The organism is Tibeticola sp., assembly GCF_022759015.1.
Taxonomy (GTDB): domain Bacteria; phylum Pseudomonadota; class Gammaproteobacteria; order Burkholderiales; family Burkholderiaceae_C; genus Tibeticola; species Tibeticola sediminis.
This window is the reverse complement of the sequence record NZ_JAEMQB010000005.1, coordinates 1-14,536: the sequence shown is the minus strand read 5'-3', so window position 1 is coordinate 14,536 and position 14,536 is coordinate 1. Positions and strand designations below refer to the sequence as shown.

Here is a 14,536-nt window from a genome sequence, read left to right as displayed (position 1 = left end):
CTCGGGATCGAGGCCTACAACATCCTCGAAGGCTTCGAGGGCGACCCCGATGAACACGCGCAGCGCGGACACAAAGGCGGCTGGCGCTTTCACGGGCTGCCCTGGCGCCAAAACTGAGGCGCGAGTTGCCTGCGGCGCGCGGGAGGGGGTGAGCGTCCGCCTCACTCCCTGTCAATCCTGACAGTCGATTTCGTGACAAAAGTCACGGTTGGTGCCTTCAATGGGTTTTTCACCCTCGGAGGCAGCCATGGAAATCGCTCAAACACGTTCGCAAAAACCAAACCCGGCCTGGAACTCGAGCGGCCGCTCGGCACCGATCAGTGCACATCTCGAAGCGCGGATTGTGCGGGAGTTTCGCACCCGGTGGGATACGCTTTGGGGCGGCCGCTCGCTACTCCACGGCCGAGACGCCGGGCCCGAGGCCGTGCGCCTCAACGGCAATGACTATCTCAACCTGACTGGCCACCCGGAGATCGTCGCCGCGCAGACTGAGGCTTTGCGCCGGGATGCGGACTACGTCATTCAGTCGAGCGTCTTTCTGCTCGACACGCACCCGGCACGGGCGCTCGAGCGCGGGCTGGCAGCCTTCGTCGGTCATGAGGACGGCCTGATTTGCCAGTCGGGCTATGCAGCCAACCTTGGCCTGCTGCAAGCGATCGCGGACCCCGAAACGCCGGTGTATCTCGACACCCTGGCACACACCTCGCTCTGGGAAGGGGCTCGTCGTGCCGGGGCACCGATGCAGGTGTTCCGCCACAACGATCCGCAGCATTTGCAGCGCACCGTGGCACGCCATGGCCCTGGCGTCGTCGTCGTCGACTCGGTCTACAGCACCACCGGGGCCGTCTGCCCCTTGGTGGAAATGGTCGAGGTCGCCGAGCGTATGGGTTGCATGATCGTCGTCGACGAGTCGCACTCGCTGGGCACCCATGGCCCCCAGGGGGCGGGTTTGTGCAAAGCACTGGGCTTGAGCGAGCGCGTGCATTTCATCACCGCGAGCCTCGCCAAAGCCTTTGCCGGCCGCGCGGGCTTCATGACCCTGCCGACGAACATGCGCAACTACGTTCTCAGCACCAGCTACCCCAACATGTTCAGTTCCTGCCTGCTGGGGCATGAAATCGCGGCGCTGGCAGCCACCTTCGACGTCATCCAGCGCGCCGACGAAGCGAGGGCAGCCTTGCACCGGCAGACCCGACGCCTGCGCCGCGCGCTCGAAGGTTTGGGCTATCCGATCCACCAGGGCACCGAGCAGATCATTGCGCTCGAAGCCGGCACCGAGCCTGCGACCATGATTCTTCGTGATGCGCTCGAAGAGCGTGGCGTGTTCGGTGCCGTCTTCTGCGCTCCGGCGACCAGTCGAAATCGGACCATGGTGCGCCTGACGGTGCACGCCGGGCTGACCGATGCCGAGCTCGACTACACCGTCTCGGTGGCCGAGCAAATCGCCCCCATCGTCGAGCCGTGGAAATGGCCGCTCGCCCGCCGGCAGCGCGTGGGCGAGGCCGTGGCCGATTGACGCTCGGTGCGGGCGAGTCCACTTCTCCGAAAGGCCAGAGTCGCCGCCCCCGCGCGCGGCGCTGCCTCAGCCGCGCAGCAGACGGGCGCGGTCGAGATAGCTGCGGTAGGCGCTTGCGGCGCCGGGGCACCACGCCTCGGACAGGGGGATGCAGGCTCCGTAGAGTTCGGGGCCGCAGTCGAGCCGCTGCGCTGGATGCCGCTCGGCCTGCCGCCGCGAACGCCCCAGGCCTAGGGTCAGTTCGGCGTCGAGCACGCAGCGCCCGGCGCGGATGTCGTTCTGTGTCTGGGCATCGAAGCCGATCTCTTGCGCGAGCTGCGCGAGCTCCTCGAGCCGTCTGGGCGTTTCGAGCTGCAGCCACCAGCTGCGCCCCTCGGCATCGAGCGCCAGTACGCCAAAGGGGTCGCCGATGACGAAATGCTCGACACACCCGCGCTGGTCCAGGGCAGCCCGCAAGGCGCCGGCGACGCTGGTGTCCCGCATGAGCTGCAGCTGGGTCCAGCTCAGCGTGTTGCGCCAGGTCTGCTGCAGGCGCTCGGACGTGAGCGCGCGCAGTTCGCGCACGCAGCTGATGAGGCGCTCGGTGATGTCGGGTGACTGCTTCGGGATGTATTGGTCGATGATGCCGCGGTTGAACGCTCGCACGGCGATTTGCTCGTCCGCGCGACCGGTCAGCAGCACGCGGTGCCCGGACCATTGCACCAGCTCGTCGAGCGCTTCGATGCCGTTCATGGCGGGCATCGAATAGTCGACCACGCAGACGTTGTGCCGCGCGTAACGGGCCTGTCCATCCTGCCGCCAGTATTCGACGAGCTGGGGGATCAGCGTCGCCCCGTCGCGCCAGCGCTCGAGCATGCGGCGGTGTTGCCACTCATCGGTGGATTCGAGCGGGGGCTCCTGTTGCAGGCTGCGGATGAAGGCCGCCGGTTGCTCGAACAGCGAGACCGCCCAATCTTCGGGCATGACCTCGGCGAGCATTTCCAGATAGTCGGGATCGTCGTCGAGGAAGGCGACCCGACCCGGTCTCCAATAGAGTGGGAAGCAGGCGATATCGGTGGGTTTTCTCATGACTCGGCAACCGGCACGGTAAGGGACACGATGGCGCCGCTGCCTGCTGGGCTGCGAACCTCGATCACGCCACCCGCAGACTCGACGACCCGCCGGCAGAATGCCAAGCCCAGGCCATGACCGGTTCCGGCCTCGGTCGAATAAAAGGGTTCGAGCACATGCGGCAGCACCTCCGGGGCGATGCCCAGACCTTGATCCGATACCCGAATGCGGCCCTGTTTCCCCCGAATTCCGACCTCGATGCGGATGCCTCCGGGCCGCAGCGGGCTGCCCGTCGCGTGCATCGCCCGCAGCGCGTTTTGAAGCAGATTGTCGATCACCCGCAGAAACTGGCTGCGACTGCCGCGAAACTCGAAGTCTTGGTGAACCTCGATGCGGATGCACTCACGTTCCTTGTCGCTACGGTACGGGTAGGCGGCGACTGCTTCACGGACCAGTTCGGCTGCCGAGATGCGGTCGCCATGGTCGCTGAGTTGAAGCAGCCGCGCATTGGCGATTTGCAGGTCGATGTGATGGTTCATGGACCGGGTGAGCTGGTGCAACCGCGCCGCCCATTTTTCGAGCGACTCGGGGCGCGGCCCCTCGCCGCTCTTGCGTTGTGCTTCCATGCGCAGCGCATCGGCGATCAGTGCGGTGGTGGCCAAGGGCGTGCGCAGCTCGTGCGCCATGATGCCGATCGTGGCCAGCGAATGCTCGATCCGCTCGCGCCGCAGGTTGGCGCCCGAAATGCCCAGCAGCAAGCCCGACATCCATGCGAATGCCAGGACGAAGGCGTGGGACGGCGGTACCCCACCCGAAGGCGTTTCGATAAAGGGCAGCGCCAGCAGGGCCGCGAGCCCCAGGCCGATCAAGGAGCCTGCTGCGGCCAGCCGCCAATCGGTCAAGTGGAAATAGATGACGATGACGGTCGCCAAGCTGGCGATCCAAACGTCGTTGTGACCGTTCATGAAGTACATCCAGCTGAAAAACAGCGGCAGTTGGATGAACAGCACGGTGGTGAAGACGCGCGCGCTTCGCTGGCTTTGCGGACGCAGGGCGACCGAGTCAAGCACCAGGGGGATGCCGCATGCGGTCATCAACGCGCGCAGGGCGGCATCCTCGAACGGCTGCGGATACAGGTGTGCCCAGACGAAATAAAACAGCGGGTGGCCAATCATCGTGTAGAGCCCGAGCAGCTTGAGGCGCAGCGGTGAGGCGTGCAGGATCGGCTCCAGCGGCACCGCCAGCGTCACGTCACGCAGGCGCCGCATCCACCGATGACGCCAGAAAGAGCTCAGTTTCAAGGATCGCTCGCTTGCCAAGGTCGGGTGGGTTCGTTCGAAATCGTGCACCGCGCAGGGGGCACGCCGGGTCGTCGTTGGGCGCCGAATTCGAGCAAACGGCGAACCCGGCAAGCCTGCTATTGTCTGAGTTTTGAATTCCCGAGGCGATGGAGCACCCTGAGAACTCTGACAGCACTGCGCTCGACCCGCTGCTGGCCGACTGGTTGCTCGGCCTGCGCAGTCAGTCGGTCGAGGCCGTCATCATTCTCGGGCCCCAGTGGCTGGATTCGGGGGCCACGCGGCGCGTGGTGGCCGTGTATCCGCCGGTGTTGCGCGTCGCTGCGGAGGCGCTGGCCCAGAGCGACGCCTTTGGCCCCGCTTGGACGGCGTCCGGCGCGCCCCTGGTGGCCTGGCAGCACCTGGCGAAGTCGGCATTCGACGAAGGCAATCGCTGGCGGCGTCTGTGTCTCGGACACGGTTTCCAAAGTCTCGTGCGGGTCGAGTTTGGTCTGCCGGGAGGCCGTGCGTTCGAGTGTTTTTTGTTCAGCTCCTGCGCTTTCCACGATCGCACCGACGCGGTCAGCGTCGTCTGGTCGGTGATGAATATCTGGCCGCAGTTGCGTCGGTCCATCGTCGAGGCCGAGGGCTTGCTCAGCCCGCGCGAGCGGCAATGCCTCGCGCTGACCTTCGACGGTCTGACCGCGCGCGAGGTGGCCGAACGGATCGGCTGCAGCGAGCGCACCGTGAACTACCACCTGGCCAATGCCATGGCCAAACTGGGCGTCGACAACAAGCTCGCTGCGGTGCAGCGTGCGTGCTGGCTCGGTGCACTCTGAACGTCCAGGCACGCTTGCCATAATGCCAGCCATGACTTTTCTTGCGATCGACGTCGGCAACACGCGGCTCAAGTGGGCGCTGTACGAACGGGCTCATACCGCGTCGCGCAAGCTCGCCGACGGCGTGGAATTCCTGGAGCACATCGAGTCGCTCGGCGAAGGGCCTTGGGCGATGTTGCCAGCGCCCACGCATATGCTCGGCTGCGTGGTGGCGGGGGAGGCCGTCAAGCGGCGGGTCCAGGAGCAAATGGAGCTTTGGGATGTCGCGCCGAACTGGGTCGTCGCCAGCGCTGCCGAGGCCGGGCTCATCAACGGGTACGACCACCCCGCGCGTCTGGGGCCGGACCGCTGGGTGGCGATGATCGCCGCGCGCCATCGTTTGCTGGCGCGCGGCGAGCGTCGGCCGATGGTCGTCGTCATGGTGGGAACCGCTGTGACGGTCGACGCGGTCGATGCGGACGGCCGCTTTCTGGGTGGGCTCATCCTGCCCGGGCACGGCATCATGCTGCGCGCGCTCGAATCCGGCACTGCGGGCCTGCATGTGCCGACCGGCGTGGTGCGGCCGTTTCCCACGAACACGAGCGACGCGCTCACCAGCGGGGGCACCTACGCGATCGTCGGCGCCGTCGAGTGTATGCGCGAGCACCTGCGCGCCCATACCGGCGCCCGGCCTGCCTGCATCATGACCGGCGGCGCGGGTTGGAAGATGGCGCCCAGCATGGCCGAGGACGTCGAACTCGTCGAGAGTCTCATCTTCGACGGCTTGCTCGTCATGGCCGAGCACCGTTGGTCGCTTCAAAAATAAGAGCACCTAAGGCAACGCTGAATCAGTTCCTGCGATGGCGCGCGAGCGGCTGTTTCAGCGTTGCCCGAAGCGCCAGATGATGCCGGCACAGCGGCCAAAGAGCGCTGACACCCAAGCGAAGGCCGTCTTCGTGACGACGTCCTCGCCTACGCGGCGGATGGGCTGGCTCCGGCCGGTGCGTAGGCACCGGCGAGGGCGATGAGATGCGTGCGCTGCTCGGAGACGAGGTAGGGCGCGAGCAGATGCAACACATGGTGCGCCCCCCGCAACAACGCTTGCTGGGCGCGTTCCGGTTCCAGCGCGTGACGGGGATCGCGCACGTACTCGAAGCTCAACCAGTAGGTCAGCACCACGACCATGCTGGTGGCCGTCGGCTCCATTTCTTCGCGCTCCATGCGCAGAGCGCCTGAGCGTTTCATCCCTTCGAGCATGCCGCGGATGGCGCGCGTTTTATTGCGCAGCACGAGCTGGAAATGTGTTTCCAGCCGCCGGTTCTTGCTCAGCAGGTCGTTGAGGTCCCGGTAGAGAAACCGGTACTGCCAAATCAGCTCGAACAGGGAATGCAGAAAAAACCACGCGTCCTCGACGTCGCGCACGCCGTCACCGGCGGCCATTAGCTCCTGCGCCGCTTTTTCAAAGCGATCGAATAGGCTGTTGATGAGCTCGTCTTTGGCGGGGTAGTGGTAGTAGAGGTTGCCCGGACTGATGCGCAGCTCGGACGAAATCAAGGTCGTCGAGACATTGGGCTCGCCAAACCGGTTGAACAGTTCGAGCGTGACCTCGAGGATGCGTTCCGCGGTACGGCGTGGGGCTTTCTTGACCATGGCCGGACTTTACGCCAACGCGAGGCCGTTGCGGCGCGCTCACACCGGCATGGGATCGGCACGGCCGATCCTGAAATGCCCATGGCCGTTCAAGCAGCGCGGCGCTCCCGCTCCCGGTCGTGCACCCAGTCTGCGAGATCTTCGAGCAGTTCCTCGAGGCGGTTGAGTGCGACGCCGGTCGCGCTCGTCGGCACCACGGGCTGAACCAAATGCCGCCGCGGATCTTCGAGCGCCTCGAGGTCGAGCGCCATGCCGTGCCGTGCCAGACGGTGCGAGAAGCGGCTGCGGTGCGTGCGCAAATGGTGGCGTGTCTGCTGGTAGGCATGCTCGGCCAGTTGCCGGCGCTGGCTATAGCTGAAGGTGTTGGCGAGGTAGAGCTCCGGGTCTCGATGGTCCGGCTCGAACAGCAGGATGTCGGTTCCGGGGTAATGGCGCTCGTAGCCTTTCATGCCCAGCTCCAGCCGCGAGTGGATCATGGTGCGGAAGGTCTGGCTCAACACCGCGGGCAAGCCGCCTTCGATGATGCGCGGGATGCGCCGCCGCTCCGCCGGCAAGCCGCGCCGCAGCCAGTCCGCGAAAGCCGGGGCGGTGGCATCGAAGGGGACGAGCGGGTTCAGACACAACAGCAAATCGACCCCTTCGTCGAGCACCACGGTGGCATGCAGCGTCTTTTTCAAGGCACCGTCGACATAGTGCTTGCCGTCGATCTCGACCGGCGGAAACAGTCCGGGCAATGCCGAACTGGCCTGTACCGCGCGGGAAATCGGCACATGGTCCCAGCCGGCGCGGCCGAACGGTGCGGCCGCCCCGCTGTCGAGGTCGGTGGCAACCAAGGTCAGCCGCGTGCGCAGCCGCCGAAAATCGTTCGTGCGGCCCTCGCGTGAAAACAAGGCGCTCAGGCGGCGGTGTACCTCTTCATTACCAAAAACCCCGGTGGGCAGCGCGGGGCCGAGGCGCTCGAGCGCGCTGATCAGGGATCGGCGCTCGACGAAGAACCGCCACAGCGCCGACGTGCCCAAGGCCGGCAGCTGGCGCGCCCGTCGCGCGAATTCGCCCCAAGCCGGCTGCATGAGCCACGAAGGGTCGAATACCTCGGCGCTCTCGTCACTGTTTTCGATGAAGCCGCGACAAATCTCGCGCGCGGTCATGCCGTTGGCCAGCGCCGCCGCAATGAAGCCTCCGGCCGATACCCCGACGTAGTGGTCGAGTGCATTGAGCTTGAGCCCCGCGATCGACTCCTCGAGCGCGCACAGAGCACCGATTTCCCAAATGGCCCCCAGGGGCCCGCCGCCAGCGAGTGCCAGCGCCACTTTGGGGTCGGTCGTGCTGCGTGCGGCGGCCTGCCGCGACCGCCCGGGGTCAACGATGGATAAGCTCATGCTCGCAGTGTAGGGCCGGCGCGGGCGGCGTCAATCGGCGCCAACCATGTCGGTTGCGCTGTGGACGGCGCGTCAGGCGTTCGTCGCGGCGGTTTCAGCGGCTTCGGGCTTCATCTCGGGCGCGGTGGCGACTTTGGCCGCTGCTGCGGCGCGCTTGCGTGCGGGCCGTGCGGGCTTTTCGGCGGGCTGCGCCGCCGGGGCGGCCGTCGCGCGGCTGCGCTTGGCGCGGGGCGCTTCTTCGGCCGGCTGTGCGGCAGCCTTCTTGGCAGCCGGTGCGCGCGGGGTGGCGGGCTTGGCAGCCGGCTTGGCTGTGGGTTTGGTTGCGGCCGGCGCCGCTTTGCCCGACAGCTTTTGCACGCTGTGGTTGAGATCTTCGATGCGGGCGATCAGCGCCTCCACGTCCTTGGCCGAAGGAACGCCCAGCTTGTTGAGGGCGCGGGCCACGCGCTCTTCGAAGATCGTCTCGAGCTTGTCCCATTGGCCCGTGGCCTTGGTCGTGATGCCCGTTGCCATGTTGGCCATCTTGTTGGTTGCCTCGTTGATCTTCTCTTCGGCGACGGCTTGGGTCTTGCGCTGGATGGCCAAACCTTCCTTCACCAGAGTTTCGAACAGCTTGCCGCCTTCGTTCTGTGCCTTGGTGAAGGCCGCCAGGCCCGCGAGCCAGATTTGTTGCGCCGAATCTTTGACCGATGCGGGTGCGGCGCTGGCAGCGGCTGTCTTTTTGGTGCGGGCCGTCGCGGATTTCTGAACCTTCTTGACCATGGGATTCCTCCGTATGTGGTTTCGGTGACGATGCGCCGAACCGGAATCGACCGCTTCGGCAACCCCAAGCGTCTCGCGGGCCATCGCGGGATCGGCTGAAGCCTCGCCTGGGACGAGACAGCGTGCACTGTAGCTTTCGCTTCGGCGCGCGTGTAGGGTTTGGCTCCTAATCCATGGGGTTGCGGCGCTTCCCTCGGGTTTATGCCCAGGCCGGATAGCCTTCCGCCGCGTCAGAATCGACGGCCATCTGCGATCGAAACTGGAGGGATGTATGCGTTATTTCGTCACGGGGGCGACCGGGTTCATCGGCAAGCGCCTGGTCCAGAAGCTGCTCGAACGGAAAGGCTCGGAGGTGTATTTCCTCGTCCGACCCGAGAGCCTCGACAAGGTGCCCGAGCTGCGCGCCGCCTGGGGGGTGAGTGCCAAGCGGGCGATCCCGATCGTGGGCGACCTCACACAAAAGAAGCTCGGTGTCGGCGCCGAGGACGTCAAGCGTCTCAAGGGTCAAATCGACCACTTCTTCCATCTCGCCGCGGTCTATGACCTCGGTGCCGACGAAGAACGCCAGATGGCGGTCAACGTCGAGGGTACGCGCCATGCAGTGGAACTCGCGCGCGCCATCGAGGCTCGGCATTTCCATCATGTCTCGTCGATCGCCGCTGCGGGACTGTACGAGGGCGTGTTCCGCGAGGACATGTTCGACGAGGCGGAGAACCTCGACCATCCGTATTTCAAAACCAAGCACGAGAGCGAGCGTGTCGTGCGCACCGAGTGCCGCGTGCCGTGGACGGTGTATCGGCCCGCGATGGTCGTCGGCGACAGCCGCACCGGCGAGATGGACAAGATCGACGGGCCCTACTACTTCTTCAAGCTGATCCAGCGCATGCGGCAGATCTTGCCGCCCTGGATGCCCTCGATCGGGCTCGAAGGGGGACGGATCAACATCGTACCGGTGGATTTCGTCGTCGACGCCATCGACCACATCGCGCATCACGTGTCGGACAGCGGCAAGTGCTTCCACCTCGTCGACCCCGTCGGCTACCGGGTCGGCGATGTGCTCGACATCTTCAGCCGGGCGGCGCATGCGCCGAAGATGAATGTGTTCGTCAATGCAGCCTTGCTGGGCTTCATCCCGAAGAGCGTCAAAAAAGGCCTCATGGCCTTGGGGCCCGTGCGGCGGGTTCGCCATGCCGTGATGAAGGACTTGGGCTTGCCCGAGGATGTGCTGACCTTCATCAATTACCCGACGCGATTCGATTGCCGCGAAACCCTCGCGGCCCTCAAGGGCACGGGCATCGCGTGTCCGAACCTCAAGGACTATGCCTGGCGGCTTTGGGACTACTGGGAGCGGCACCTCGATCCGGAGTTGCACATCGATCGTTCGCTTCGCGGCACCGTCGGCGGCAAGGTCGTGCTCGTGACGGGAGGCTCATCGGGCATCGGTTTGGCCGCTGCGCACAAGTTTGCCGAAGCGGGCGCCACGACGCTGATCTGCGGGCGCGACCCCGCAAAGCTCGAGGCCGCTTGCAAGGAGGCCGAAGCGCGGGGCTATCGCTTCATCGCCTACACGGTCGACATCGCCAACATGGCCGATTGCGACCGGTTCATCGCGCAGGTTCTGAGCGAGCATGGCGGCGTCGATTTCCTCATCAACAACGCCGGCCGCTCGATCCGCCGCGCCATCGAATCGAGCTACGATCGCTTCCATGACTTCGAGCGCACCATGCAGCTCAACTACTTCGGCGCCTTGCGTGTGACCATGGGCTTGCTGCCCGGGATGGCCCAGCGCCACAGCGGGCACATCGTCAATATCAGTTCGATCGGGGTGCTCACCAACGCCCCACGGTTTTCGGCTTACGTGGCCAGCAAGGCGGCCCTCGACGCCTGGACGCGTTGCGCGGCCAGCGAGTTTGCCGATCAAGGCGTGACCTTCACGACGATCAACATGCCGCTGGTGCGCACGCCCATGATTGCGCCGACCAAGATCTACAGCAATGTGCCGACCCTCTCACCCGAGGACGCCGCCGAAATGATTGCGCAGGCATGCATCTTCAAGCCGGTGCGCATCGCGACAAGGCTGGGCATCACGGGGCAAATCCTGCACGCGCTGATGCCGCGTGTGGCCCAAATCATCATGAACACCAGTTTCCGGATGTTCCCCGACTCGCCCGCAGCCAAGGGAGACAAATCGGGCAAGCCCCAGCTCTCGCCCGAGGCGCAGGCCTTGCAGCAGATGATGCAGGGCATCCACTTCTGAGCGTCGGCAGGAGCGGGGCAGGCGCTGGGCCGCGCGATCTGCCCGTGGTCGCCGTGGCCCGATAATCGGCAGCATCCGCGCCGCGCGGCTTTGCCGGCGCTCCCTTTCCTTTTCGGCTCGTTTCATGATCCTCGTGACCGGAGGCGCCGGCTTCATCGGCGCCAACTTCGTGCTCGACTGGCTGGCGCAGAGCGACGAGCCGGTGGTGAATCTCGACAAGCTCACCTACGCGGGCAATCTCGAGAACTTGGGCCCTCTGCAAGACGACCCGCGCCATGTGTTCGTGCGGGGTGACATCGCCGACCGGGCGCTGGTGGCTCGACTGCTCGAACGGTATCGGCCGCGGGCCGTCGTTCATTTCGCGGCGGAAAGCCATGTCGACCGCTCGATTCAGGGCGCAGCCGATTTCGTCCAGACCAACATCGTTGGTACCTACGCCTTGCTCGAGGCGGTGCGCGCGCATTGGGCGGCGCTCGAGCCGGCTGAGCGTTCGGCGTTTCGTTTCCTGCATGTTTCGACCGACGAGGTTTATGGCTCGCTCGAGCCGGGCGAGCCCGCGTTTACCGAAACCCGCCGCTATGAGCCCAACAGCCCCTACAGCGCGAGCAAGGCGGCCAGCGACCATCTCGTGCGGGCTTGGCACCACACCTATGGGCTGCCGGTGCTGACGACGAACTGCTCCAACAACTACGGCCCTTACCAGTTCCCCGAAAAGCTCATTCCCTTGATGATTGTGCATGCGCTGGCCGACCAGCCCCTGCCGGTGTACGGCGACGGCCTCCAGGTGCGCGACTGGCTCTATGTGGGCGACCACTGCGCCGCGATTCGCAGGGTGCTCGAGGCCGGTGTTCCTGGCGAGGTCTACAACATCGGCGGCCGCCAAGAGAAAACCAACATCGAGATCGTGCGCACGCTGTGCGCGCTGCTCGACGAATGGCGGCCCCGCGCCGACGGGCGCAGCTACGCGACCCAAATCAGCCATGTGCGCGACCGGCCCGGCCATGACCGTCGTTATGCGATCGATGCGCGCAAGATCGAACGGGAATTGGGCTGGACGCCGGCCGAAACCTTCGACACCGGCATCCGCAAGACCGTGCGGTGGTATCTCGATCATCCGGGTTGGGTGGCTCGCGTCCAGAGCGGTGCCTATCGGCAATGGGTGCAGACCCAGTACGCGGTGCTCCGATGAAGATCCTGCTGTTGGGCAAGAACGGCCAAGTCGGCCGGGAACTTCAACGCAGCCTCGCGCCTTTGGGGACCGTGGTGGCGCTGGGGTCGAAGGACGAGCGCTGGCCGTCGGATTTCACGCAGCCGCAATCGCTGCGCCAAACCGTGGAGGCGCTGCGGCCGCAGGTGATCGTCAACGCCGCGGCGTACACGGCCGTCGACCGGGCCGAGTCCGAGCCCGAACAGGCCCGAAGAGTCAATGCCACAGCGCCCGGCGTGCTCGCCGAGGCGGCCGAGTCTTGCGGCGCGTGGCTGGTGCACTATTCCACCGATTACGTCTTCGATGGCTCGGGGACGCGCGCCTGGACCGAAAGCGATGCGCCCGCACCGCTCAATGTCTACGGGCAGACCAAGCTCGAAGGCGAACAACAGGTGCAGGCACGATGCCGCCGCCACTTGATTCTGCGCACGAGTTGGGTCTATGGGCGGCACGGGGGGAACTTCATCCGCTCGGTGCTGCGCCTGGCGGCCGAGCGCGAGGAGCTCCGCTTCGTCTCGGACCAGATCGGTGCGCCCACCGGTGCGGATTTGATTGCCGATGTCACGGCGCATCTGCTGCGTTCGGTCACGCGCTCGGAAATCGGTACGTCTGAACCCGCCGGGATTTACCACCTGGCCGCGGCGGGAGAGACGAACTGGTATGCGTATGCGGCCTACATTCTCGAGACGGTTCGCGCTCATCCCAGGGCACCGGCGCTGCGCGCGCGGCGTCTCGATCCGATCCCGAGTCAAGCCTATCCAACGGCCGCGCGGCGGCCCCTGAATTCCCGGCTCGATACCCGCAAAATCCAGCAGCGGTTCGAGCTGGCTTTGCCCGATTGGCGCGAGGGCGTGCGTCGCGTGCTTGAAGACTGGCTCCAACCCCCGGTCATTCCTCACTCATGAAAACATCCCGTAAAGGCATCATCCTCGCCGGCGGATCGGGCACGCGGCTGCATCCGGCGACGCTCGCGATCAGCAAGCAGCTCTTGCCGGTGTTTGACAAGCCCATGGTCTACTACCCCTTGAGCACGCTGATGCTGGCGGGCTTGCGTGAGGTGCTGGTGATCAGCACGCCGCAGGACACGCCGCGCTTCGAGCAGTTGCTGGGCGACGGTCGCCAGTGGGGTATGTCGATCGCCTATGCGGTCCAGCCCAGCCCCGACGGTTTGGCGCAGGCTTTTCTAATCGGCGAGCGCTTCATCGTCGGCTCGCCCTGTGCGCTGGTGCTCGGCGACAACCTTTTTTACGGGCACGACTTTGCTTCGCTTTTGCGTTCGGCGGATGCGCAGACGCGAGGTGCGACGGTGTTTGCCTATCACGTCCAGGATCCCGAACGCTATGGCGTGGTCGAATTCGATGCGCAGCGGCGCGCCGTGAGCATCGAAGAAAAGCCGGCTCGGCCCAAAAGCAGCTATGCGGTCACGGGCCTTTATTTTTATGACGAGCAGGTGGTGGAAATCGCCAAGGCCGTACGCCCGAGCGCACGCGGGGAACTGGAAATCACGGCCGTCAATCAGGCGTATCTCGAGCAAGGCCAGCTCAACGTGCAGATCATGCAGCGCGGCTACGCCTGGCTCGACACCGGTACCCACGAAAGCCTGCTCGATGCGGGCCAGTTCATCGCCACGCTGGAAAACCGCCAGGGCCTCAAGATCGCGTGCCCCGAAGAGATCGCCTGGCGCAACGGCTGGATCGATGACGCGCAACTCGAGCGCTTGGCGCAACCGTTGGCGAAAAATCGTTACGGACAGTATCTGCTGCGGCTGCTGGATGAGGAGCGGCGATGAAGGTGATCCGCACGGCGATCGACGATGTACTGATCCTCGAGCCCAAGGTGTTTGGGGATGCGCGGGGCTTCTTCTTCGAGTCCTTCAATCAGCGCGCCTTCGATGCCGCGCTGGGGTGCTCGACCCGCTTCGTGCAGGACAACCACAGCCGCAGTGCGCAGGGCGTGCTGCGGGGTTTGCATTACCAGATCCAACAGCCGCAGGGCAAGCTGGTTCGGGTGGCCTGCGGCCGGGTGTTCGATGTGGCGGTCGACCTGCGCCGCTCGTCGCCGAGCTTTGGCCGCTGGGTCGGGGTCGAACTCAGCGGCGATAATCACCGGCTGTTCTGGGTGCCGCCTGGATTCGCGCATGGCTTCGTCGTCTTGAGTGAAAGCGCCGATTTTCTGTACAAGACCACCGACTACTACGCGCCAGAATTCGAGCGCTGCATTGCCTGGAATGACCCGGACCTCGGCATCGATTGGCCTTTGGGAGGCATCGAGCCCAGATTGTCTGAAAAAGATCGGGCGGGTCGGGCTTTTCGAGAAGCGGACGTATTCGAATGACCATTAAAAAACCGGTGACCGTTTCCATCGTCAGCCACGAGCATGGCGACGAAATTCCCTTGTTGCTCGGCGACTTGGCCCAGCACGCCAGCGGCGACATCCATGAAGTGATCGTGACCTTGAACGTGCCCGAGCCCGCTCTGGCGCATTGGATCGAGGAGCGCGAATGGCCGTTCGTGATGAGCATCGTCCGCAACGTCAAGCCGCTCGGATTCGGGGCCAATCACAACCAGGCGTTCGGCTGGTGCAAAACCCCGTATTTCTGCGTGCTCAATCCGGACATTCG

14 protein-coding genes and 1 pseudogene are annotated in these 14,536 nt (G+C 65.1%); 10 read left to right on the top strand and 5 right to left on the bottom strand.

Features of this window, described 5'->3' with window-relative positions:
* Together JHC36_RS00370 and cqsA are read left to right on the top strand one after the other, a co-directional pair.
* Positions 1 to 117 (top strand): annotated as a pseudogene (locus JHC36_RS00370) (rhodanese-like domain-containing protein); the annotation flags it as partial.
* Between the two features lie 130 nt (positions 118 to 247).
* Positions 248 to 1,516, top strand: a complete 1,269-nt coding sequence (cqsA, locus tag JHC36_RS00365) for an alpha-hydroxyketone-type quorum-sensing autoinducer synthase (protein ID WP_287914430.1) — start codon at positions 248 to 250, stop codon at positions 1,514 to 1,516.
* 66 nt (positions 1,517 to 1,582) lie between these two features.
* Here the strand turns inward: cqsA and JHC36_RS00360 are convergent, their stop codons facing one another.
* On the bottom strand, positions 1,583 to 2,584 hold the full coding sequence (locus tag JHC36_RS00360) for a response regulator (RefSeq protein ID WP_287914429.1): 1,002 nt from the start codon (positions 2,582 to 2,584) through the stop codon (positions 1,583 to 1,585).
* Entirely contained in the window at positions 2,581 to 3,867 is a 1,287-nt protein-coding gene (locus JHC36_RS00355) for a sensor histidine kinase (RefSeq protein WP_287914426.1), read from the bottom strand. The genes JHC36_RS00360 and JHC36_RS00355 overlap by 4 nt, the downstream gene beginning before the upstream one ends.
* A 146-nt stretch (positions 3,868 to 4,013) precedes the next feature.
* On the opposite strand from JHC36_RS00355, the gene JHC36_RS00350 reads away from it, so the two are divergent.
* A complete protein-coding gene (locus tag JHC36_RS00350) occupies positions 4,014 to 4,682 on the top strand; it encodes a helix-turn-helix transcriptional regulator (RefSeq protein ID WP_287914423.1) in 669 nt (222 codons plus the stop codon).
* 31 nt (positions 4,683 to 4,713) lie between these two features.
* Positions 4,714 to 5,487 (top strand): type III pantothenate kinase, encoded by a 774-nt coding sequence (locus tag JHC36_RS00345; protein WP_287914421.1) that lies wholly within the window; start codon positions 4,714 to 4,716, stop codon positions 5,485 to 5,487.
* A gap of 146 nt (positions 5,488 to 5,633) precedes the next feature.
* On the opposite strand, the gene JHC36_RS00340 is transcribed toward JHC36_RS00345, so the two are convergent.
* From JHC36_RS00340 to JHC36_RS00330, 3 genes are all read right to left on the bottom strand, one after another.
* Positions 5,634 to 6,311: a TetR/AcrR family transcriptional regulator gene (locus JHC36_RS00340; RefSeq protein ID WP_287914419.1), complete on the bottom strand. Its 678-nt coding sequence runs from the start codon at positions 6,309 to 6,311 to the stop codon at positions 5,634 to 5,636.
* A gap of 89 nt (positions 6,312 to 6,400) precedes the next feature.
* Positions 6,401 to 7,690: a patatin-like phospholipase family protein gene (locus JHC36_RS00335; RefSeq protein WP_287914417.1), complete on the bottom strand. Its 1,290-nt coding sequence runs from the start codon at positions 7,688 to 7,690 to the stop codon at positions 6,401 to 6,403.
* A 72-nt stretch (positions 7,691 to 7,762) separates the two neighbouring features.
* Positions 7,763 to 8,452 carry a phasin family protein gene (locus JHC36_RS00330; protein ID WP_287914416.1) on the bottom strand — a complete coding sequence of 230 codons (690 nt, stop codon included), beginning with the start codon at positions 8,450 to 8,452 and terminating at the stop codon, positions 7,763 to 7,765.
* A gap of 271 nt (positions 8,453 to 8,723) precedes the next feature.
* Between JHC36_RS00330 and JHC36_RS00325 the strand changes: the two genes are divergently transcribed.
* The 6 genes from JHC36_RS00325 to JHC36_RS00300 all read left to right on the top strand — a co-directional run.
* Complete coding sequence (locus JHC36_RS00325) at positions 8,724 to 10,709, top strand: SDR family oxidoreductase (protein ID WP_287914414.1); 1,986 nt, start codon at positions 8,724 to 8,726, stop codon at positions 10,707 to 10,709.
* Between the two features lie 124 nt (positions 10,710 to 10,833).
* On the top strand, positions 10,834 to 11,898 hold the full coding sequence (rfbB, locus tag JHC36_RS00320; protein WP_287914412.1) for a dTDP-glucose 4,6-dehydratase: 1,065 nt from the start codon (positions 10,834 to 10,836) through the stop codon (positions 11,896 to 11,898).
* Positions 11,895 to 12,821, top strand: coding sequence for a dTDP-4-dehydrorhamnose reductase (gene rfbD / locus JHC36_RS00315; RefSeq protein ID WP_287914410.1), 927 nt, complete (start codon positions 11,895 to 11,897; stop codon positions 12,819 to 12,821). The genes rfbB and rfbD overlap by 4 nt, the downstream gene beginning before the upstream one ends.
* Positions 12,818 to 13,705, top strand: coding sequence for a glucose-1-phosphate thymidylyltransferase RfbA (rfbA, locus tag JHC36_RS00310; RefSeq protein WP_124220769.1), 888 nt, complete (start codon positions 12,818 to 12,820; stop codon positions 13,703 to 13,705). Before rfbD ends, rfbA begins: the two co-directional genes overlap by 4 nt.
* The gene (rfbC, locus tag JHC36_RS00305) at positions 13,702 to 14,250 is read left to right on the top strand and encodes a dTDP-4-dehydrorhamnose 3,5-epimerase (protein WP_287914406.1); all 549 of its coding nucleotides are present in this window, start codon (positions 13,702 to 13,704) and stop codon (positions 14,248 to 14,250) included. Before rfbA ends, rfbC begins: the two co-directional genes overlap by 4 nt.
* On the top strand, positions 14,247 to 14,536 hold a 290-nt coding region (locus tag JHC36_RS00300), incomplete at its 3' end, for a glycosyltransferase family 2 protein (RefSeq protein ID WP_503006703.1). The genes rfbC and JHC36_RS00300, both read left to right, overlap by 4 nt.